The following is a 19,256-nucleotide window of genomic DNA, read 5'->3' as shown; positions in this document are numbered from 1 at the left end:
CCCACGAACCCCACCTGTCGCTGCCTGATCCGCGTCCCCTACGCCTTAGGAAGGCTAGTCGGAGCGCAGGGCCTTTGCGAGGTAAAAGGCTCTGTTCGTAGCGGGTCACGCCCCGTTCTCTCCGTGGAGGATCGCTGCCCTGGCCGCCCAGGCCAGGATGCTCTGTCCCCGCATGGACAGTCCGAGGCGGTTCCAGTGGAAGATCACGTGGTAGCTGAGCACCTGCCGTAGCCCGCGGTCGAGGGTTCCGTCCTGGACGGCGTGGCCGAGCGCCTTCCCCGCGTCGCGGAAGGCGGTGGCCCACTCGTCGACGGGCTCCAGCAGTCCGCCGGGGCGCAGCAGGGCGTTGGTGTCGGCGAAGAGCAGGGGCCGGATCTCCCGGGCGCGGGCGTCGAGGCTGGTGGTCGGGACGTCGTTGATGGCCGAGCGGTGTTCTTCCGTGATGACGCGGTGCCAGACATCCCCTTGCTCGTACCACTCCAGTTTGGCCGCGCGCATCATGAGTGTGCAGAGGAGGACGGACAACTCGCGTGGTCCCACGGCCAGATCGCCGCGCTGCCGAAGCCGCTGTGCCTCGCGGCTGTCGGTGATGAACAGGGCGTGCGCGGCTGTCATGCCGGCTGCCCCTCCGAATGCTGTGGTCTCCGGCTCGTAGATGCCGGGCCACCATCGGTGGAGATGCCCGTCGGCGACGAGGCGGTCCAAGTCGTTGCCGACAGCCAACTTGTCCCCGACTGTGGGCTGTACGCGTAGACGCAGGCGCCAGCAGGGGTGCTTGCGGGTGTACCACCAGCCGTCGATGGCGCCGGTGGCTTCAGCGTCTTGCAGGACAGGTAGCACGTGTGTGGCGAAGGTGGTGTCGGCGTTCGCCCAGTCGGTGAAGTGGAGGTATGCGTGCCACCAGTCGGTGGTGGCGGAGCGACGGTCCAGGGCTTCTCGGCCGGCCTGGTCGTAAACCTTGACGGCGCTGGACAGGGCCACGGTGTCCATCCCGTACCGGCGCGCGGCGTCGGCGATCGGTAGTCCGGTGAGGACGGCGAGGACCGCGTTCGGGGTCAGGGGTGGTTCCGCCTGGGTCAGTTGATCAGGAGACATGAGTCCCATCCGGTGATCGGGGCCTGCTGTGCGGCATAGGTGGTGAGGGCGAGCGCGGTGCCGGCGTCGCCGTTGATCAGCCCGGTCGTGGGGTGGCTGCCGGGTTGGGCTTGTGCGACGAGGGTGTCGCCGAGGTGCTTCGGGAGGGTCTGAAGTCGGTGGTCGAGGGCGTCGGCGGCGGCGCGGGTGGTGGTCTGGTAGATGCCTGCCCAGCCGTGGCACAGACCGGAGTCGGTGACGTGGGCGAGCTGTTCGGGGTCGGTCAGGGCGCGGTACAGGGCGTCTTCGTAGAAGGTCTGGAGGTCGGGGGCGCGTAGGGCGAGTCCGGCGAGTTGCCCGGCCCGTGCGATGCCCGTGGTTCCGTAGCACCAGCTCGGCCGGGCGGGGGCGTCATGGTGAGGGCGTCCGCGGTCGAAGTCACGGCGCGAGATGTGCTCGGGCCACCAGGGACCGGAGGGACTGAGCTGGCACCAGACGTCAAGGTGCTCGCAGATGGCCCACATGGCCTCCCGGTGGCCGTCGACGGTGATGCCGCGACGGATTGCCTGGGCCAGGAGAAGGAGTGGGCCGGTGATTCCGTGGGCGGCACCGAAGTTGGCGTGGCCGCCCGGGAAGTGGGGGGAGTCGCCGCGTGCCGGGTCGTGGCGGACCCACCAGCCGGGCAGCCCACGACCGGCAGGGGCGAGCGGGCGGGTCAGGGCGACGAGGTATCGCAGGACGCGTTCCAGGGCGATCCCCCCGGGGTCTGCGCGCAGTAGGTAGGCACCGATGCCGGTCAGGCCGTAGAAGAGGTCGTACTCGGCGAAGGTGGGCAGGTCGCCGTTGCGGATGCGGGTGAGCGCGGCATCGACGCGGCGGTGGGTGAGAGCAGTGATGTGCTGGTGGAGCGTTCTGCGCGCAGGGTTGTACAGGTGTTGGAAGGGCGGCGGAACGGTGGTGAGGACGAAGCCGATGGCGGGGGCGCCGAGGAACAGGCCGGTGGTGTCGGCCGCGCTGATGTGTCCCGTGGCTGCGGCGGTGATCCACCGGTGGGCGGAGCGCCAGGAACCGCCGTGACGGCCGGCCATCTCGATGTGCAGCAGGCTGACTCCGGCGGCGCCGTCGGCGAGGGACTGCACCGCCCAGGGCTCGTCCGGGGGCGCAGGAGCCGGTTCTGCGAGTTGGACGGTGTACTGCTCCAGGAATGCCGAGGGGCTGGCGGTCGGCGCGGTCATCGGGCTGCCATCCGGTGCTGAAGGGCCACGGTTCGTACGAGCCGGATCGTGACCTCCTCGGTGCGCGGGTCGACGCCCAGTGCCCGGACGTGGTGCTGGTGCAGTAGCGAGCGGGTGACGTCGAGCGGATCACGCTGGCCGGTCAAAGTGCGCCGGTAGGTGTCCACGGCGGCGGCGCGGTCCCGCCACGCTTCGGCGACCTGGGAGCCGCCGGGAAGTGCGGTGAGCGCGGAAGTGCCGGACGGTGCGGCGAGCTCGAGCACCTGGCTCCGCAGGGCTCGGTTCAGTGGCCCTTTGCTCTGGGGGAGGTTGCGCACCAACCACTCCTCAACTGCGGCGGTGTTCTGCGCCAGGGGGATGACGAGGCGCAGAGCACTGGCCGCGGCGAGGGCCTGCGGGCCGAACGTGTCGCTGTGCTCGGTGAGCTGGATCTGCGCGAGGGCGGCGGCGGAGTCCGTCGCGAACACCTGGTGCGCGGCGTCCATGGCCGCCTCGCCGCCGAAGCGCCCGGTCTGCGGCTGGTAGGGAGCCAGGGTGAGGCCGGACGCCAGACCGAGCCCGTGCAGGTTGTCCGCCCAGGTACGGATGTGCTGGGCGGCGGTGCCGTACGCGTCCGGCGGCAGGTGCAGCGTGAGGTCCAGGTGTTGGTCCGCGTCCGGCCGGGCCATCTCCCGGTGCCGGGTGAACCACCAGGTCGGCGGCTGCTCGCCGAACGTGGAGAGAAGGCTGGGCAGGTGGCGGCTCAGGATCTCGTCGTAGCGGCGTGGGTGGGCGTGGAGCTGAGCGTGGAGTACGTTGCTGGCGCCCGGGAGGTGTCGCTCGGGGTGAGACGAGGTGGTGAGCTGGGGGCGGGGTATATCGGTCGTGTCGGAGGTCTGGCCCAGGGAGAGCCAGATTTCGTGCGCACGCCCGATCCAGCCGTGGGAGTCGCCGTCCGGGACCTCGCGCAGCTCCAGACGTCGGGTGCTGTCGAGGTGCGCGCGCAGGACCCGGCGGTGGACCGGATGGGACAGGTCGAGGGGCAGGCGCTGGTCGTACTCGATCATGGCCGCCTTCATGGGCACCCGTAGGCGGTTTCGCCAGGTGTCGAAGGCGTGCTCCCACTCCTGGGTCGTGGCTTTGCGGCCGGGCAGGTCGTCGGCCATGAGTAACCAACGGGCCTGGGCGAGGATGGTGCGGCGGTAGCGCACCCGCGGCAGGTACGGGAGCCGAGAGCCGGCGCCGAAGTCGAACGGCTTGTAGGCGGCGTACCGACCGTTGGCCACCTCGGCGAGGAAGCGGGCCAGCGGCGGTGTCTGCGTCCCGCCCTCCAGGGCGTGCAGGACCCGCACGTCGACGCGCCGGCCGGTGGAGAGCTGCACGAGATGGAAGCTGCGTGGGTCCGCGGTGACGGCGATGTCGGTGAGTTGGATCGTCATCTCGTCCACTTCCCGGTGGCCGGACAGCTCGATGACGTGTGGTAGCAGCCGCGGTGTGCGGGTGACGTTCTCGTTGCGGTGTCGGCGTGGCGGGAACACGAGTTGGGCTGTGAGGACGTTCGGCGCCCCGTGGTACGTGGCGGCGAGTGCGTCCTGTTGTTCGGGTGGCAGGAGGTGGGCGAACCGGCCGGCCATGCTGCTGCCGGGCCGGGGTGCCGCAGTGAGCAGTACGTCGAAGGAGCCGCGGGACAGAGCCATGGTGCTGGGAGAGTGAACTTCGAAGGCGGTCTCCACGCGGGGCACGAACAGCCGCTCGTCGCTTCCAGCTGCCTTTTCCAGGGCGTCGACCACGTCGTCCGTGAGTCGGAGTTCGTCGCGGCCGTCCAAGAGGACTTGTTGCATCAGGGCGAGCAGTAGCTCGTCGCGGTCGGTGCGCAGTTTCGGGGCCGTACCGCGCTCTGAGCCGAGGTATCCGGCGGGCAGGCCCAGGCCGCTGTCGGCGACCAGGTCCATCACCGGCACCAGGGCGCCGACGCCGTACCGGGCCCGGAAGCGGCGGTGGTAGTCGCGCCAGTGCTGGTAGCCGTAGGGCTGCGGGGTGGTCCGGTACAGGGCCGACACGGCTGCTTGCACTTCCGCGATCACGGCCTGCGGGAGCTGGGTCTCGCAGTCGAGGGCGGTGTCGATGAGCAGCGGCGTCGGAGTGACCGGGGTGAGGGCCCGCATTCGCGTAGCGAGGGCGTTCACGTTGGTGTCGGAGAGTGTCGGCTGGTGGGAGGACACGTCGTCGCGCAGCGCGTACAGGGCGTGGACCAGGGCCCGCACCTCCGGGATGGTGTCCGCTTGATGCCGGTCCAGTTCGCGGCACAGGTGCTGGAAGGCGTCCACGGTGGTCATGGGCGCCCACAGGCTGGTGATGAGGAACTGCTGCTCGACCAGGCCCAGGAGGAGAGCGTCGATCTTGTCGTCGGTGGCCTGCGGGAAGCCGGCGCGCAGATGGTCGTGGAGTTCGCCGTACGGGATGGGGGCGCGGGCCGCATCCATCGCGGCGGCCACCGGTCGGGCGTTGCGGACGGACACCTCGACGGGGGCCAGGAGGACGGCGTGGCCGTCGGAAGGCGGGCCCGGCGCCACGAGCCGGTCGCCGCGCGTGTGAGCGGCGTTGTTGGCGACGAGCGGTAACCGCTTCAGTAACGCGGGGGCGCGCTGGAGACGCAGGACCATGTCGGTGACCCATTCGGCGTCCGGCCGGATCATCGCGCGGTGCTTGTCGCGCCACCGCACGCCGGCCCGGGGCCTGACGGACACCGGGGCGGTGCCGGCGAACAGGCCGAGCGGGGTCGGGCGGTGCTGCCACCGCAGGAGGTAGGAGACCGTCGACAGCGCTGTGCGGCGCACGTGACGGGGCTCGGCCTGCCGGCCGCGTACGACTGCCTCGATGGCGTCGGACAGGGCGGGGGTGGCCGCCTCCAGCGCGCGGCGGAAGTCCTCGCGCTGCCAGATGCGGTTCAGCCATCCGCGGGTGACGGCCACGTCGTCCAGGTCGAGGGTACGGGGGATGTCTGCCGGTCCGGGGCCGGTGGTAGCGCGCAGCATCGCCACGCCCTGCCACTGGTAGCCGGCGACTGCTCGGGAAGCCATGAGGCCCTTCCGTCAGGCGGCGCGGGGGAGGGGAGAGGGGGAGAGGAGCCGGTGGGCCGGGCGAAGCGCTTCGCCCGGCCCACCGGCGAGGAACAGGCCTGGATCAGGCCGGGTCCTCGGTGAAGGAGGCGCACGCGGAGGCGCCGGTCGCGCAGGTACTGCCACAGCCGTCGCCCGTGGAGCACATGAGCTTGCCGTACGCGTGCTCGGCGATGATGACCTTCACATCCAGGGGCGCGAAGTCGTCGTCGTCGAGGCCTGCCAGCGGGGTGGGCGGGGCCAGAGTGGTGCTCGTCATGATGTGCCTTCCTCTTGTGCGGATGGTTCGGATGGTGCGGGACTACCTGGCTCCCGGTGTTACGCCGAGGGCCAGGAGAGCGAGATCCGGCTGTGCACCTTGTCGATGACCCGGCCGCCAGGAATCTGGTTATCGGGGGTACCTGCCGGATAGACCCGGATGGCCGGGCTGGGGCCGCCGCGCCGGTTGGCCTCCCAGTCGCGGAGAACGTCGGCGATCTTGTCGGCGAGCTGCTGCGCGTTCGGGCCGAGGGCGTGCACGCCGTACTCGATGCGCTTGTTGTCCTCGGTGCGGCGGGTGACGAGGTAGGCGAAGGAGTCGTCCTCGACAGCGGCGAGGGCGAACCGCTTGTTCACGGGGGCGACCAGGCCCGTGTCCAGGTCTTCGTCGACGGCCATCGTGCAGAAGCCCGGCAGGCTGATCGCCATCGCCATCTGAAGGGTGTCGATGAGTTCCTGGAGACGAACGGTGACACCGGTCCACAGCTCGTGGCGCGGTGTCGTGACGGCGTTGTCCAGCCGGTGCGGGTCGGCCGGCAGGCCATCGTCGAACTTGAGCCCGATCTCCGGGGTGCCGTTGACCAGGAGAAGCTCTTCCCGGTGGGCGGTCGAGCCCTGCATCGGTACGAAGCCGCAGATCCGCGCCGACACGCTCTCCAGGTAGGGGCCGTGCTCGCCCGTGACCTGGGTGAAGGCGACCGACCGGGTCAATCCCCGCATCCGCAGCGGCACCACGAGCCGGCCGCCCTGCTTGAGCTGCGCGGTCCAGGCCGGGGAGATGTCCCAGGCTCCGGCGGTCACCATCACGACATCGACCTCACCGAGGCCAGGGATGGGTTCGGCGGCGTCGGCAGTGACGACATGCACGCGGCCGTAGCCGTGCTCGTCCAGGAGCCGGCGCGCACGTCCGGTGACGACGGAGTCGATGTCCACGGTGACGACTTCACCGTCCTGGCCGACGAGTTCGGCCAGGTAGGCCGCGTTCAGCCCGCCCGAGCCGATCTCCAGCACTCGCATCCCGGGCTTCACCTGGGCCTGCTCCAGCATCATGGCCTGGATCTGCGGGGCGGAGACGGAGCTGAGCTGCACGCCGTGCTCATCCGTCTTGGTGATCACGGCGGCGTACGTGTCGTACGCCTTGTCCAGCGGGGTGTTGGGGGTGAACTCGTGCCGGGGCACCTTGCGCATGGCCGCTTCGATTTCCGGCGAGGAGATGTTGCCGTCCGCGCACAGTTCGTCCACCACCTTGTTCCGCAGGCGGGTCGCCTCGTCGGGCTCGACGGTCGTGTTCGTCATGGACTTCCTTCGGTCGTACGTGTTCGGGGAGATAGGCCGGCACCGCGTGCCGGTGGGACGGGGGCTGCCGGTGAACAGCCTCCTTCTTGTCGGAGCGCGCGCCCAAGGTTGTGGATGGCGCCCGAGGGATTTGGTGCCGGTGCTGAGCCGCCCGGCGGTCCTGTCTGTACCACTCAAGGCCGCCGGGCGACCGTCTACGTGGCGGGCACAAGATCGTCCAGGTTGACGACCTCGTAGTCCCGCAGCTCGCGTACGAGTTGGCTCGCCAGGAACCAGCCCACCTGGGGATGCCCGTACGGCACGGGCGCATCGTCGTGCTCGGCAGGAAGCGGTTCCAAGCCGAGGGCGGAGAGGCGATACCGGGAACCGACAACACCCCAGACCGACGTCGCCCGCGCACGGAAGGCGACGTGCCCCTTCCGCAGATGCGGACACAATTCGATGGCAGGCCGCACATGCTTAAGACACACCGGCGGCTGCGCCGTCCGCACCGGCTCACCGCCCCGATGCGCCGCGCCCTCCGCAGATCCGGCCAGGAAGACGTACCCACGGTCGGTCTCGGCCGTACAGAAGCCGATCTGGCAACGAAGCTGCCGCATGCACGCCAACTGCCGGGCCGGATTGACCAAGCGCCACTGCGGTTTGCCCGCCGGGCTCCCGGAAGCATCGACCGACTGGGAGCACCGCGCCCACAGCTCACCGTGCGGGCCACGGTCGGCCGGTGTCTCGTTGCGATAGGCGAGACGCACGGAGCCGAAGGCGTTCATGCTGAGCGTTAGGTCCGATTCCGGTGCGCCGTACTCGCCCTCCCGTGAGGTGATGTAGGGGACGAGTCCCGACGCTGCGCCGGCCCGCTTCACGAGGCTGCCCCCGCCGCGTCGAGAGGAGCGCCGAGGGGCCGGTGCGGGGCGATGACACGGCCGTCAGGGAGAAGTTCCCCGGTGTCCTCGAAGAGAAGCACCCCGTTGCACAGCAGGCTCCAGCCCTGCTCAGGGCGGTGCCTGAGAGGTTGCGCGGCCTCCCTGTCGGGAGCCTCGGCCACGGGGCACGGCGGGTTGTGCGCACACATGGTGCTCGTCCTCTCGGGTGGGAAGTCGGGCCCTCTTCGGCGAACTACAGGGCCGTGGGGGAACACGGAACGGAGATTGCCGAAGAGGGAGTCGTGTGGTGCCGCTGCACGAAGTCGGCGATGGCTGTCTCGCTGTAGCCGTAGAAGCGACCAAGGGCGGTGACGCTGCGGTCGCCCCAGAGCATCGGTGGCTTCTCGCCCCACTCGACAACGGGACCGGTGTCCGGACAGGACGACAACCGCAAGCGAGGGTTGGGGAAGCCGGGCTGCTCAAGGAGAAGGTCACGGACCTTGAGCCCGAAGCAGAAGCACGACACCGGGTAGTACCCGCCTCTCCGCGTGCCCCCGACGGGGACCGCGAGGAAGGGCGTACGCAGGGTGCGTACAGCGACGCTTTTCTCCAAGAGCCAGGCGTCGGAGATGCGCTGCTCGTAGTAGTCGAAGTCGTACGCGTCCCGCGGAAGGGCTGCCGCCGTTGCGGTCACGGGCGGGTGTCTGACGGCGCTGGGGTTGTGCATCACTCCGCCTCCGTGATGTAGCGGGCTTCGATCAGCTCTTCGACCAGGTCGGAGGTCACGAAGGCCAGGCGGCGAGCAAGGCCGACAGCCTGCTGATGTGCGGCCGGCGTTCGCTCGCCCCTCAGGGGGAGCCCTCGTTCAACGAGCTGGACCATCGCCCGGGTGGGCGAAAACTGCTCGTCCGCGAGGGCGATGTCGCTGAGCTGCTTCAAGTGGCTGCGGAGGCGGTCGATCAAGGTGTCGGTCGTCGTGACCGACGGCAGCTGATTGCCGATTGCCGTGTCGAGGTCGTCGAAGACTTCCTCGACATCGAGCGGACTCCAGTCCTTGATCCGCTCCAGGACGGACCTCAAGCCCTCCGCATCGAGTGGAGGTGTCCACTGCGGGATGCTCGGCTCGTCGGCCGGCGGAGGAACCACGTCGTTCTCCGGAACCAGAGCGGTGAGGGACATCGGAACTCCTGTAGAGGGCCAAGTGCCGGCCGTGAGGGGTTAGAAGTGTTCGGGGGTTTCCGGGGTTCCGATGAAGACCCACACGTCCTTGCCCCTTGGGGTCACGGATACGGACGTGTCGTCGGCCAGGGCCCGTAGCAACAACAGCCCGCGCCCCTCCTCGGCCAGGGGGTCCGGAGACGCGTATACGGGCGGGCAAGGGTCCTGGTCGCGGACGACGGCGGTGACTCCGTCCGGCACCTTCTGGAGGAGCAGGCTGGCCATCCGGTATCCATCGGTGTCCGCCACCGTGTGCTGCAAGACGTTGGTGATCAGTTCGTTGACCACGGTCAGCATGCGGTGCGCAGTGCTGTCGTCGACGCGCCACCAGCAAAGGTGCGCCGCGACGATGCCCCTGACGGTTCCCAGATCTTCGGCCCGGACTTCGAAATTCATGTCGAGTTGACCGCCCACGCTTCTGGACGTGGCTCGAACAGAAGCGTCCCGATCGCGGGCGCCGATGAGCAGGTCCATTGCTGCTTCCTCCGTTCTGCCAGAACCCCTTCAGCAGGGGTGGGTTGCGGTGTGTACTGGACTGGAACCGGTCAGCAACCATTTAGGCAGAGCGCACCGAGAGCGTGCAGAGCCTGATGCCGACAGATGAGAAGTTCGGCATCAACGACTTCGGGGACAGAACATGCCGCAGCCAATGAAGCAGCTCGATCCGGGCGCCTCCCCCCAGGAGTGGTTCGGCAACGAGCTGCGCAACCTGCGCCTGGAGCAAGGGCTGTCGGCCAAGGCACTGGGGCGGTTGGTGCAGGTCAGCGACGACATGATCTTGTCGATCGAGAAGGGGAAATATCCAAGCTGCCGGCGCGACGTGGCTCAACGGCTCGATGATGTCCTCCGTACGGGAGGGCTGTTTGACCGGGCGTGGCCGATGGCCTTCGGTAACCGCGATGCCGACAGAAAGCGCGCTGATGCCGATAAGACATCCACGGGAAGAGGGGAGAGGTCCGCTCAGGTGCCGGCAGGCCGCATCCTGGGCAGAGACGAACCGACTCTTCGCCCTGGGAGCCATGAGCCCGTGATTCGACGCTCGTTCCTCCAACTCGGTGGCCTCGCCGCCATCGCGCCCCTCGACCTCACCGAGATCTTCGCCCCCGCCGAGCTGACTCTCCCGGCGAACGTCAACCCCGGCCACGTCGACCAGGTCCTGGCCGCAGCCACCGCCATCAGCGGCATGGACAACGAGCTGGGCGGCGGCGGCATGGTGCGTGACGTAGCCGGCCGAGCGATGCAGTGGTCGGCCGGCCTCCTCCAGGCCCAGGTCCCCGAGCACCTGCGAACCGAACTGTTCGCCTCTGTGTCGCGACTCGGGATCGTGGTGGGCGCCTCCGCGTTCGACGCCTACCACCACGATGACGCCACCCAGACGTTCCGGTTCGCAGCGGACTGCGCCGAGGAGGCCGGCGACTGGCATCTACGGGCCAAGACGTACTCGTTCCTCGCCCGGCAGGCCGTATGGATCGGAGCCCCCGACGACGGCCTGACCTACGCCGAGAAGGGACTCGTACGCGCCGACCGGTTGTCCGCGACAGAGCAGGCGATGCTTCACGCGGCACGGGCCAGGGCTTTCGGGAAAATGGGCAACGTGCGCGACACCATGGCGGCCGTCGGCGCCGCGGATGAAGCGTTCGCCCGGGCCCGGCCTGCCGAAGAGGCGCCGTGGATGGCCTATTACGACGAGGCGCAGCACAACGGGGACACAGCCCACGCCCTGTTCGATCTCGCCATCCTCGCCGGACAGGACCCGGGCCGGGCAGCCCGCCGATTCGGCACCGCAGTGAAGGGGCACACCGACGCCTACAAGCGGTCCCGTGCGATCTCGCGCACCAAACTGGCCTCCCTGATCATGGCCAAGGGTGACCCTCGCCAGGCGGCGGCACTCGGCCACGAGGCCCTGGACGAGGTAGGCCGGCTCACCTCCCGCCGCGCTGCCGACGACCTACGACAGCTCGGTCGCTTCGCCTCGAAGCATCAGACGGTCCAAGAGGCTCTCGGGCTGCGCGAGCGGATCGCCGCTACGGTTTCCGCATGACTTCTGCGGCAGCCGCCCCTGCGCGTCACGTCCTGGAGCAGGCATGTTCCGTGGTCGGACTGGAATCCGCCGGGGCGGAACCGCTACGGCTGGCCGAGAACCAGATATGGCGGCTACCGGGCAGGCGGGTGATCGTACGGATATCACGGGTGGGCCAGAGCGCTGCGGCGGCCCGTGAGGTGCGCGTCGCGCGTTGGCTCGCCCGGGAGAACGTCGCGGCTGTCCGCCTGGTCGACGTGGAGCAGCCGGTCGAGGTGGGCGGTAGGCCGGTGACCTTCTGGGTGGAACTCCCGCCGCAGGAGCACGGCTCCGTTCAAGACGTCGCCCAACTCCTTGCACAGCTCCACTCCCTGCCCATGCCGGGCATCGAGCTGGGGTACCTCGATCCCTTCGTCCGGGTCGGCGAACGACTCCAAGCAGCCACGACGATCCGCGACGACGACAGAGAGTGGCTGCACGGACTCCACCGCGACCTCGCAGCGGCCTGGGCCGAGCGGCCGGCCGGCCTCCCCGACCGGGCTGTGCACGGCGACGCCTGGCCCGGCAACTTCGTCCGCACGGCCGACGGGGTCCTGATGATGGACCTGGAGCGCTTCTCCGTGGGGCCTCCGGAGTGGGATCTCGTATCCACCGCAGTGCGCGCGAAGACCACGGGCGCGGTCACCATGCGCGAGTACGACCAGTTCTGCGCGGCCTACGGCCACGACGTCACGGCGTGGGAGGGCTATCCCATCCTCGCGCGCGCTCGGGAGCTGCGGATGACGACGTACGCAGCACAGCACGCGGCCGGCAACGAAGAATGGATCAGCCAAGCGCAGTACCGGATCGACTGCCTGCGCGGTCGATCCGGTCCGAGGCCGTGGACGTGGACGGGAATCCTCTGATCAGGATGTTCGCCGACGCGCTGCCAGGGTCAGCTCGGCGGCGAATCGGCCCCGCGTCAGCGGCGGGATGCCGCACCTCGCACTCGTCGAGTTGTGCAAGCTGGCCCGCTCACCGACACCGCGCTACCTGAGAAGCCCGAACGTCACGGCAGCGGCAACTCCGCCCAGCAGGGCGCCGACGATGGTCTGCGCGACGGTGTGGTCCCGGAGCTGGACACGGGACCATCCGACGGCGGCGACGACAAGGGCGAGGGCGGCCAGGGCCGGCCCGAAGGCGAGCGTCAGGATCGTGGCCACCCCGCCGGCGACGGCGGTGTGCACCGACACCTTCCACCAGACGGTGACCACCATGGTGGCGGCCAGGCCGACGAGCATGGCGATCACCAGGGCGAAGAGCTCACGGGGAGCGTCGAAGACGACCTGGATCAAGATGCCGACGAGCACCGAGATCATGGTCGCCGTGAGTGGGATGGCGCGCTGGGACCGGACCTTGACGTGCTTGTCCGTCCAGGATCGGCGTTTCACACCGAACAAGATGATGGCGATGGGAATGCCACCGCAGAACAACGCGGCGAGGAGTCCCCAAGCCAGCCCTTCGGCGCTTCCCGTGCTGTGCCAGCCGATGATCAGCAGGATGGCTATGACGAGGTAAGCCGGCGCGAGGACTTCGGTGACTATGCGGGCCAGACGGGTTGAAGTGAGCTTCATCCTGAACTCCGGACTGAGGAGAATTCTCGAACAAGTGCTGATTCGTAGGCTGTTGCCAGGTGCCTCAAAGCTTCGACTTCACTGTGAAGGTCCTTACCGCCACTGGCAGGGGCTGTGTGCTCACCCGCGCGGGCGTCGCCGTTTTCCCGCGCCTCCTTGGCGCTGGCGATCCAGCACGCCTCGGCGTATATCTCGGCCTGGGCGCCTATGAGACCCTTCTCCGCCACGTAACGTGCGGCCTCGGAACGTAGGGCCGGGGAAGCATGGTCCCCGAGATCCAGAATCGCGTCTCGGATTTCTATCCCCCGTCGATACAGGCGACCGCGTGTGTGGCGGAAAAGAAGAGCATCCGCTCGCCTGCTGCGCGGTGGATCGAGACGCACTGAAGGGACGGCGGAAGTGAGCTCGAGCCAGAGAGGGTAGAGCCGCGTGAGAGCGAGATGGGCACGGCCCCATTGGTGGAGTCGACGGACGACCGGCAAGGTGCTTCCGGCGAGGATGAAGACCAACGCCCCGAACAAGAAGGCGCTGCTGATGTTTTCATCAGTCCGCGGGGATACCGGCGTCAAGCCGAAGTAACGAAGCGCCAAGGCCAGTACGCGGTGCCCCGCGTAGACGATCCCCAGAGCCGTCCCCATGCCGGTGATCCGAAGCCCGCGCCCCAGGAGACCGGCTTCCGGGAGGCGACCCCATCGCCAGCACAGTCGAGTGGCACTGACGAGAGCCGTACCGAGGTAGCCGGACCAGATGACGCCGTAGACGGCGATACGCCAGTCGTCGGCGAAGTCGGTGAGAAGGTCGGTGGCTTCCCCAGGCTGCGGAGCGGCGAAGAACAGCAGGGTCAGACCGACTCCTGCGGCAAGAGGGACGGCGATGCGCGGACGTGATCCGCGGAGCGAGGTGGCCTGCTCCTGTGCCACGTCATACACGAAGGTCAGTACGGCGTAGGCGGCTGTGATGCCTGCCAGGTGCTTGCACAGGGTCGCCACGTTGTGGATCCCCAACCAGGAATCCAGAGCCGATGAGACGCCGTCCGGACGGATGGTCATGGCTATGGACAGTGCGAAGAACGCTACCCAAAGAGCGCGCTTCGCCGGAACACGCCAGGCGGCCGGCGTGCGCCACACCGTGACGATCCACAGCAGGGCTGCGGGGATGAAGGAAGCCATCAGATCAGGAGTCGCTCAGCGCGTCGTCGAGGCGCTGCAGGACGGGGTTGCTTCGGGTCTCGTTCGGGGAGAACAAGTTGGCTTTCCTGGCAAGGAGGTCGGCGAGCTGCTCGGCGGCTCGCTCATCCTCCGTGTTGTAACTGGCCCGCCCGAGCACGCTTTTCACGGCTGATGAGTCAACCTGCTTGAAGAGATGCGCCATTCGTTCAACCTGCAACGAAGTGTGTTCCAGCAGCATGTGACTTATTTCGTGGAGGACGATGTGTGTGCGATGAAGCGGGGAAGTCGATTCCTCGTGGAAAATGTGATCGGCCCGTTCCGTGGCGATCCAGGCCCCGCAGGGAACTCCGCTGGACGTGATTCCCGGAGTGCTGTGAAGGTATACGGGGCGTCCGCGTTGTGTAGACAGCATCTCGCAGAAGGTCTGTACGTCAAACGGGTCGGGGATCTCTGTGGTGGCGAGCAAGCCCTTGTGCTTCGGGGATTTCGCCGCGCTACTGCCCACCCGACCGAAGTGACTGCGCAGGTTCAACGTGCTGCTCCGGTTCGATGTCATACCGAAGCGTTCTTCGGCCGAATCACGATACGACAGTGATCACGCGCGAATGGGCTGGGGGAATGCAAGGAATGGCTTTTGTTGATTGGGTGTCAGTTGATCAAGCTCGAAAATGGTGCATAGTGCATTTTTTCGGCGTCGATCTTCGCAGTGTGGAATCGGCGTGGTGACAACCGTCACGCGTTCGGCTTCGCAGGGTCGTCGTGAAGCCCCTCCAGTGCGCGCGCCCTTTCGATGAATCCGCTGATCGTCGAGAGCGTTTCAGTCGACAGGCCGGCGGCGCGTAGGGCTACGGCGCGGACGTCGGCGTCCCGCATGGTCGTCAGGAGGGCCAGCTCGGCTTCGATCTGCTCCGACTCCTTGGCGTCGAAGAAGTACGCCGGAGGTACGCCGAAGAAGGCGGCCAATGCTCTGATCGTTTCCAGCTTCGGGTTGCGGTTGGAGCCGGTCCGGAGCTGCTGAATGGCGCTGGCCGAGATGGATGTCCCCGTGCTCTCCCGGATGCCGGCGGACACCTCGGCGTAGGTGTACGGCCCTCGCCCCTTGGGGTGCATGTCTCTGAAGAGCCGGTCGAGCAGTTCCGCGAACTGCCGCTCTGTGGTCATTCCGGATCCCTTCGCTGCGCGGGTGAGCCCATCCACTTCGGTGGTGCTACGTGTTCGATCGTACCGAATGGCAACACTGTGGTTGACGAAGGTTCGCGATTGCGGTGTATGTTGATCGCGCATCCATCCACTGGAGTGGTGATTGCCTGGTCAGGGCAGGTGTAAGAGGTGGACTTGTAACGAGGCTCACCCTATGGTCCTGGTCCCAGCAGATCGCCTACCCGGCGCTGCGGCAACGAACGAGAGGGAAGAGGCAGGGAAGGAAGAGGGGCCCAGTGCCCGGGAGCTACCAACTCCCGGAGCGCCAGGCCGGCGCCCCAGAGGGGCCGACTCACATCTCGCGGGCGGCGGGCTTTTTCAGGAGAACCACCGCACCGCGCTCCTACGAACAACGGAGTATCGCATGCTCGCCACGCCGAGCGGAATCCCGGCCTGCCCGGAAACCGGCCGCCAGCACCGCCTCGCTGCCCAGCTCACCGACATGATCCCGGGCGCGGTCACCATCCGCGTCAGCCTTACCGACCCGAGCCAGGCCTGGCCGCACCCGCATGCCAGCGCAAGGGGCGAGGCCGGCGAGACGGTGGCGCTCAGCCGGACGACCGCCAGGGTCGCGGCCCGCTGGATCCTGCGGGTCTGGCCGGAGGCGGACTGGACCCGGCCGCACATCCTCGACCTCGCCGACGCGACCCTCATCCGTAGCGACCTCGCGGCCGGCCGGGGTCGCTGACATGGCACGGATACGCACCATCAAGCCGGAGGCGTTCACCTCCGAGTCGCTCGCCGAAGTGAGCGTCGAGGCCGAACGGACCTTCTTCGGGCTGCTCACCCAAGCCGACGACCACGGCCGTCACCGCGACAACGCCGCGATCATCGCCGGGCTGCTCTGGCCCCTGCGCGCCGAACACACCTCGGTCCATGTCGAGGACGACCTCCAGCAGCTCGCGAACGCCAGGCTGATCTGCCGGTACACCGGCTGCGACGGCCGCCGCTACCTCCACATCGTCACCTGGTCCGAGCACCAGAAGATCGACAAGCCGAGCCAGTCCCGCCTGCCGTCCTGCCCGCAGCACCAAGCCGCCCACCGGTGCGCACCCTGCAAGGGCACCTGCACCGAGCGGACGCAGGCGCCGTCCCCTACTTCTCCCGGAGTGTTCGCCGAGGCTTCGCCGAACACTCCCCGAGGCCTCGATCTGCCGGCCCAGGCCGCCGCGACATCTCCCGGCCCCGCAGGCGGGCCTCCCACCGCCCAGCGGGACCCACTTGACGTCACGGTCGGCGCCCATCACCACACGGGCGCTAAAAACGCAGGTCAGGAGCCATTCGCCGAGGCTTCCCCGAACCTTCCCCGAAGCCTCCCCGAGGGCTCGGCGCCTGGATCTAGGATCTTGGATCCTGGATCTTCTTTCCCTACGGGGCGCACGGCGCCCGCGGACACCGTCTCGGCCAATCAGCTGGTCGGCGAGTACATCGCTGCATGCGAGGAGCGTCCGCCCAGTGACGTGATCGGGCACCTCGGGCGGATCACCAAGAAGCTCCTGGCCGAGGGCATCGCCCCGGAGCACATCCGGGCCGGGCTGCGGAACTTCGCGGCCAACCCCAAGCACCCGAGCGTGCTGACCAGCATGGTCAACGAGGCCATGAACGCGAGGCCCGGCGGTTCGGCACGGCCGGGAAGCTGGCCTCACGTGCCCGCTCACCAGGCGTGGACCAACCCGGCCGACGCTGCCGCCGCCTACGCCGAGGAACTGTGATGCGCACCCGTAACCGCGAACCTCAGACCCTCGCCAGCGAGGGCACCCTGGACCGGATGGCCCGGATTCTGGCCGCCCGCAACATCGACCCGGCCGCCGTCGCCGAACTGGTCGACGAGCCCGAGCCCTTCTCCCCGCTGGACGCCCTGTCGGCTGGCATGCCTCCGCGCTACCAGGCCGCCGTCGCCGACCACCCCCAGGTCCTGGCCTGGGCCCGGGAGGTCGCCGAGGCGGCTGTCGCCCCCAGCCCGGGAGCCCGGCGGCAGGTCGCCACCGGACCCAGCCTGTTGATGGCCGGGGTCGTCGGGGCGGGCAAGACGCACCAGGCGTACGGCGCGGTCCGGCGACTGGTGCAGAGCGGAGTCGGCGTGCGCTGGCGCGCGACCACCGCCGCCGACCTGTACGCCGACCTGCGGCCCCGGCCCGGGGTCGACAGCGAGCGGGGGCTGGCGGCCGTCAGCCGCTGCCCGCTGCTGATCATCGACGACCTCGGTGCGGCCAAGGCGAGCGAGTGGGTCGAGGAAGTGACGTACCGGCTGATCAACCGCCGGTACAACCACATGCTCCCGACCTTGATCACCACCAACTTGGCGATCAAGGACCTCAAGGCCTACCTCGGCGACCGCGTCACTTCCCGCCTCGCCCAGATGACCACCCGGGTCGAGTTCCAACCGGTCGACCGCAGACGCCACCGCACCGCAGCCTGACCCACCACAGGCAGCCCCACCGGGCCGCGCCCTCAGCGGGCCGCCCCATGCACCTCACGACCCAGCGCACCCCTCCGCCGACGCCCCTTTGCGCGCGGAGAGCGATCGGAGCAACCCGCATGACCACCACGACGATCAGCCCTGACCACCACCGGTCCCTCGGTGACCACACCTGGCAGGACGAGGCCGTCTGCCAGTCCACCGAGTACAACCCGGTGGACCCCGAAATCTTTTTCCCCGAGCCCGACGAGACCGCCAAGATCACCGCCGCGAAGTCGCTGTGCGGCCAGTGCCCGGTGCAGCGCGCCTGCTTGGACGCCGCCCTCGAGAACAACGACACCGATGGCATCCGGGGCGGACTGACCGAGGAGGAGCGCCGGCCGCTGCACGAGAAGCTCGCCCACCGCCTCGACTACAGCCGTGTCAACGCCACCATCGCCGGACGCGACGTCCACCTCACCAAGGCCGAACGCCGCGCGGTCGTCCAGGCCGCTTACCGCCACGGCCTCACCGAACAGCGCCTGGCCTGGCTCCTGAAGATCACCGAGGAACACGCCCAGAAGCTGTACCGCGAAACCCGCCGGGCACTCGTACACCGTGACTTGGAGCCGGGGACGAAGACCGTCCCGCCGCCCGTGACCGACGGCGAGCGCCTGGGCCGCGTCGACTTCGGGACCGCGGCATGACCACCGCGCACGCGCCAAGGACGGCGCACATCACCGGCTGGGACCGCACGGTCGTCATCGCCCTGGGCGGCGCGGGCTGCGCCCTGTCGTACGACGCCCTCCAACAGATGGCCGTCGCCATCCACATCCGCGGCTTCCTCACCTACCTCTTCCCCCTGGTGATCGACGGGTTCATCGCCTACGGAGTCCGGGCCCTGCTGGTCCTGCGCGACGCACCTCTGCGCGCCCGGCTTTATGTCTGGACGCTCTTCGGCACGGCGACGGCCGCCAGTATCTGGGCGAACGCGCTGCACGCGGTCAGGCTCAACGAGGAGGAGGCGGGCTCGGTCACCGGGCTGCGGCTCGGGAACACGGTGGTCGCGGTGCTGTCCACCATCGCCCCGCTCGCACTGGCCGGGGCTGTCCACCTCTACATCCTCATAGCCCGGGGCCCGGTCAAGGACAGCGACCGCGCGGACCTCGGTCGGGCCGGTCAGGTCGGTTACCCCGGTCACCTCGGTCAGGCTGACCGGGGTAAGGGCGTCGAGGTCACCCGGGCCGACCGGGCCGGTCAGGTCAGCGCCGGACAGCCGGTCACTGCCCTGACCGACCGGCCGCACCCGTCCCCGGACAAGCCGACCTCGAGTTCTCGGTCATTGACCGGGGACAGCGCCCCGGCGGACAGCGGTGACCCGGTCACCGGTCAGCACGGTCAGCTGCACGAGGCCGCTGACCTGCCCGGACAGCCGGACACCACACGGCAGGTCACTGACCGCCCGGTCGGCATCGAGCCGGTCACCGGTCACCAGGACAGCCCCGTACCGGTCACCGACCAGCCGGTCACTTCGAGCCCGGTCACTGACCGGGGCCCACGGACAACCAGTGACCAGCGGCCTGACCCGGACACCGAGGAGCTGCTGAAGATCGCCCGGTCAGCGGTCAGGGCCGAGGACAAGCTGACCCGCAAGGTGGTCGCCCAGGCGATCCGCGGTCAGCAGATCCCGCTCTCCAGCGACACGCTGACCGTCCTGATGGCCCAGCTCCGCGCGCAGCACGGACAGCCGGTCACCTCCACCCGGAACTGACCGGACAGCCCGAAGCGGGTGACCGAGCCGGACACCCCGGCAGGTC

At 68.8% G+C, this 19,256-nt stretch carries 21 protein-coding genes and 1 pseudogene; 8 read left to right on the top strand and 14 right to left on the bottom strand.

Going from position 1 to position 19,256, the window contains the following annotated elements:
* Positions 1-105: 105 nt before the first annotated feature.
* The 10 genes from OG936_RS05095 to OG936_RS05050 all read right to left on the bottom strand — a co-directional run bounded on the left by OG936_RS05095 (position 106) and on the right by OG936_RS05050 (position 9,435).
* Positions 106-1,095, bottom strand: a complete 990-nt coding sequence (locus OG936_RS05095) for a thiopeptide-type bacteriocin biosynthesis protein (protein WP_406492827.1) — start codon at positions 1,093-1,095, stop codon at positions 106-108.
* Positions 1,077-2,309 (bottom strand): lanthionine synthetase C family protein, encoded by a 1,233-nt coding sequence (locus OG936_RS05090; protein WP_406492825.1) that lies wholly within the window; start codon positions 2,307-2,309, stop codon positions 1,077-1,079. The genes OG936_RS05095 and OG936_RS05090 overlap by 19 nt, the downstream gene beginning before the upstream one ends.
* On the bottom strand, positions 2,306-5,368 hold the full coding sequence (locus tag OG936_RS05085) for a lantibiotic dehydratase (protein ID WP_406492824.1): 3,063 nt from the start codon (positions 5,366-5,368) through the stop codon (positions 2,306-2,308). The genes OG936_RS05090 and OG936_RS05085 overlap by 4 nt, the downstream gene beginning before the upstream one ends.
* A gap of 103 nt (positions 5,369-5,471) precedes the next feature.
* On the bottom strand, positions 5,472-5,666 hold the full coding sequence (locus OG936_RS05080; protein WP_406492823.1) for an FxLD family lanthipeptide: 195 nt from the start codon (positions 5,664-5,666) through the stop codon (positions 5,472-5,474).
* A gap of 59 nt (positions 5,667-5,725) precedes the next feature.
* Positions 5,726-6,961 (bottom strand): methyltransferase, FxLD system, encoded by a 1,236-nt coding sequence (gene fxlM / locus OG936_RS05075; RefSeq protein ID WP_406492822.1) that lies wholly within the window; start codon positions 6,959-6,961, stop codon positions 5,726-5,728.
* A 194-nt stretch (positions 6,962-7,155) separates the two neighbouring features.
* Entirely contained in the window at positions 7,156-7,821 is a 666-nt protein-coding gene (locus OG936_RS05070) for a hypothetical protein (RefSeq protein WP_406492821.1), read from the bottom strand.
* Positions 7,818-8,030, bottom strand: a complete 213-nt coding sequence (locus OG936_RS05065; RefSeq protein WP_399475153.1) for a DUF5999 family protein — start codon at positions 8,028-8,030, stop codon at positions 7,818-7,820. Before OG936_RS05065 ends, OG936_RS05070 begins: the two co-directional genes overlap by 4 nt.
* Positions 8,031-8,074: 44 nt before the next feature.
* Positions 8,075-8,548: a DUF6302 family protein gene (locus OG936_RS05060; RefSeq protein ID WP_406492820.1), complete on the bottom strand. Its 474-nt coding sequence runs from the start codon at positions 8,546-8,548 to the stop codon at positions 8,075-8,077.
* Positions 8,548-9,000, bottom strand: coding sequence for a DUF6415 family natural product biosynthesis protein (locus tag OG936_RS05055; protein ID WP_403231002.1), 453 nt, complete (start codon positions 8,998-9,000; stop codon positions 8,548-8,550). Before OG936_RS05055 ends, OG936_RS05060 begins: the two co-directional genes overlap by 1 nt.
* A gap of 39 nt (positions 9,001-9,039) precedes the next feature.
* Positions 9,040-9,435: an ATP-binding protein gene (locus tag OG936_RS05050; protein ID WP_406492818.1), complete on the bottom strand. Its 396-nt coding sequence runs from the start codon at positions 9,433-9,435 to the stop codon at positions 9,040-9,042.
* Positions 9,436-9,676: 241 nt separating this feature from the next.
* Here OG936_RS05050 and OG936_RS05045 point away from each other — a divergent pair.
* From OG936_RS05045 to OG936_RS05035, 3 genes and pseudogenes are all read left to right on the top strand, one after another.
* Positions 9,677-9,838: pseudogene (locus OG936_RS05045) on the top strand (helix-turn-helix domain-containing protein); the annotation flags it as partial.
* 228 nt (positions 9,839-10,066) lie between these two features.
* Complete coding sequence (locus tag OG936_RS05040) at positions 10,067-11,080, top strand: XRE family transcriptional regulator (protein ID WP_406500312.1); 1,014 nt, start codon at positions 10,067-10,069, stop codon at positions 11,078-11,080.
* Complete coding sequence (locus tag OG936_RS05035) at positions 11,077-11,964, top strand: phosphotransferase family protein (RefSeq protein WP_385039272.1); 888 nt, start codon at positions 11,077-11,079, stop codon at positions 11,962-11,964. The genes OG936_RS05040 and OG936_RS05035 overlap by 4 nt, the downstream gene beginning before the upstream one ends.
* A gap of 123 nt (positions 11,965-12,087) precedes the next feature.
* Here the strand turns inward: OG936_RS05035 and OG936_RS05030 are convergent, their stop codons facing one another.
* The 4 genes from OG936_RS05030 to OG936_RS05015 all read right to left on the bottom strand — a co-directional run bounded on the left by OG936_RS05030 (position 12,088) and on the right by OG936_RS05015 (position 15,002).
* Entirely contained in the window at positions 12,088-12,672 is a 585-nt protein-coding gene (locus OG936_RS05030) for a phosphatase PAP2 family protein (RefSeq protein WP_406492816.1), read from the bottom strand.
* Positions 12,669-13,841, bottom strand: a complete 1,173-nt coding sequence (locus OG936_RS05025; protein ID WP_406492814.1) for an MAB_1171c family putative transporter — start codon at positions 13,839-13,841, stop codon at positions 12,669-12,671. The genes OG936_RS05030 and OG936_RS05025 overlap by 4 nt, the downstream gene beginning before the upstream one ends.
* A gap of 4 nt (positions 13,842-13,845) precedes the next feature.
* A complete protein-coding gene (locus tag OG936_RS05020; protein WP_406492813.1) occupies positions 13,846-14,373 on the bottom strand; it encodes a hypothetical protein in 528 nt (175 codons plus the stop codon).
* 200 nt (positions 14,374-14,573) lie between these two features.
* Positions 14,574-15,002 carry a helix-turn-helix domain-containing protein gene (locus tag OG936_RS05015; RefSeq protein ID WP_266412440.1) on the bottom strand — a complete coding sequence of 143 codons (429 nt, stop codon included), beginning with the start codon at positions 15,000-15,002 and terminating at the stop codon, positions 14,574-14,576.
* A gap of 403 nt (positions 15,003-15,405) precedes the next feature.
* Here OG936_RS05015 and OG936_RS05010 point away from each other — a divergent pair, with 403 nt between their 5' ends.
* From OG936_RS05010 to OG936_RS04990, 5 genes are all read left to right on the top strand, one after another.
* Positions 15,406-15,729 (top strand): transcriptional regulator, encoded by a 324-nt coding sequence (locus OG936_RS05010; protein WP_398635930.1) that lies wholly within the window; start codon positions 15,406-15,408, stop codon positions 15,727-15,729.
* 1 nt (position 15,730) lies between these two features.
* The gene (locus OG936_RS05005; RefSeq protein WP_406492811.1) at positions 15,731-16,753 is read left to right on the top strand and encodes a hypothetical protein; all 1,023 of its coding nucleotides are present in this window, start codon (positions 15,731-15,733) and stop codon (positions 16,751-16,753) included.
* Positions 16,753-17,460, top strand: a complete 708-nt coding sequence (locus tag OG936_RS05000) for an ATP-binding protein (protein WP_406492809.1) — start codon at positions 16,753-16,755, stop codon at positions 17,458-17,460. Before OG936_RS05005 ends, OG936_RS05000 begins: the two co-directional genes overlap by 1 nt.
* 119 nt (positions 17,461-17,579) lie before the next feature.
* On the top strand, positions 17,580-18,146 hold the full coding sequence (locus tag OG936_RS04995) for a WhiB family transcriptional regulator (protein ID WP_406492807.1): 567 nt from the start codon (positions 17,580-17,582) through the stop codon (positions 18,144-18,146).
* Positions 18,143-19,210: a DUF2637 domain-containing protein gene (locus OG936_RS04990; RefSeq protein WP_406492805.1), complete on the top strand. Its 1,068-nt coding sequence runs from the start codon at positions 18,143-18,145 to the stop codon at positions 19,208-19,210. The genes OG936_RS04995 and OG936_RS04990 overlap by 4 nt, the downstream gene beginning before the upstream one ends.
* Positions 19,211-19,256: the final 46 nt, after the last annotated feature.

This window comes from Streptomyces sp. NBC_00846 (genome assembly GCF_045207325.1).
Taxonomy (GTDB): domain Bacteria; phylum Actinomycetota; class Actinomycetes; order Streptomycetales; family Streptomycetaceae; genus Streptomyces.
Note: the sequence above shows the minus strand (reverse complement) of the source record. Positions and strands in the feature narration are given on the sequence as shown.

What these genes read in the sequence shown, in the direction of transcription:
- OG936_RS05095 (WP_406492827.1), bottom strand. Translation starts at nt 1,095, where the DNA reads ATGTCTCCTGATCAACTGACCCAGGCGGAACCACCCCTGACCCCGAAC.
- OG936_RS05090 (WP_406492825.1), bottom strand. Translation starts at nt 2,309, where the DNA reads ATGACCGCGCCGACCGCCAGCCCCTCGGCATTCCTGGAGCAGTACACC.
- OG936_RS05085 (WP_406492824.1), bottom strand. Translation starts at nt 5,368, where the DNA reads ATGGCTTCCCGAGCAGTCGCCGGCTACCAGTGGCAGGGCGTGGCGATG.
- OG936_RS05080 (WP_406492823.1), bottom strand. Translation starts at nt 5,666, where the DNA reads ATGACGAGCACCACTCTGGCCCCGCCCACCCCGCTGGCAGGCCTCGAC.
- fxlM (WP_406492822.1), bottom strand. Translation starts at nt 6,961, where the DNA reads ATGACGAACACGACCGTCGAGCCCGACGAGGCGACCCGCCTGCGGAAC.
- OG936_RS05065 (WP_399475153.1), bottom strand. Translation starts at nt 8,030, where the DNA reads ATGTGTGCGCACAACCCGCCGTGCCCCGTGGCCGAGGCTCCCGACAGG.
- OG936_RS05060 (WP_406492820.1), bottom strand. Translation starts at nt 8,548, where the DNA reads ATGCACAACCCCAGCGCCGTCAGACACCCGCCCGTGACCGCAACGGCG.
- OG936_RS05055 (WP_403231002.1), bottom strand. Translation starts at nt 9,000, where the DNA reads ATGTCCCTCACCGCTCTGGTTCCGGAGAACGACGTGGTTCCTCCGCCG.
- OG936_RS05050 (WP_406492818.1), bottom strand. Translation starts at nt 9,435, where the DNA reads ATGAATTTCGAAGTCCGGGCCGAAGATCTGGGAACCGTCAGGGGCATC.
- OG936_RS05035 (WP_385039272.1), top strand. Translation starts at nt 11,077, where the DNA reads ATGACTTCTGCGGCAGCCGCCCCTGCGCGTCACGTCCTGGAGCAGGCA.
- OG936_RS05030 (WP_406492816.1), bottom strand. Translation starts at nt 12,672, where the DNA reads ATGAAGCTCACTTCAACCCGTCTGGCCCGCATAGTCACCGAAGTCCTC.
- OG936_RS05025 (WP_406492814.1), bottom strand. Translation starts at nt 13,841, where the DNA reads ATGGCTTCCTTCATCCCCGCAGCCCTGCTGTGGATCGTCACGGTGTGG.
- OG936_RS05015 (WP_266412440.1), bottom strand. Translation starts at nt 15,002, where the DNA reads ATGACCACAGAGCGGCAGTTCGCGGAACTGCTCGACCGGCTCTTCAGA.
- OG936_RS05010 (WP_398635930.1), top strand. Translation starts at nt 15,406, where the DNA reads ATGCTCGCCACGCCGAGCGGAATCCCGGCCTGCCCGGAAACCGGCCGC.
- OG936_RS05005 (WP_406492811.1), top strand. Translation starts at nt 15,731, where the DNA reads ATGGCACGGATACGCACCATCAAGCCGGAGGCGTTCACCTCCGAGTCG.
- OG936_RS05000 (WP_406492809.1), top strand. Translation starts at nt 16,753, where the DNA reads ATGCGCACCCGTAACCGCGAACCTCAGACCCTCGCCAGCGAGGGCACC.
- OG936_RS04995 (WP_406492807.1), top strand. Translation starts at nt 17,580, where the DNA reads ATGACCACCACGACGATCAGCCCTGACCACCACCGGTCCCTCGGTGAC.
- OG936_RS04990 (WP_406492805.1), top strand. Translation starts at nt 18,143, where the DNA reads ATGACCACCGCGCACGCGCCAAGGACGGCGCACATCACCGGCTGGGAC.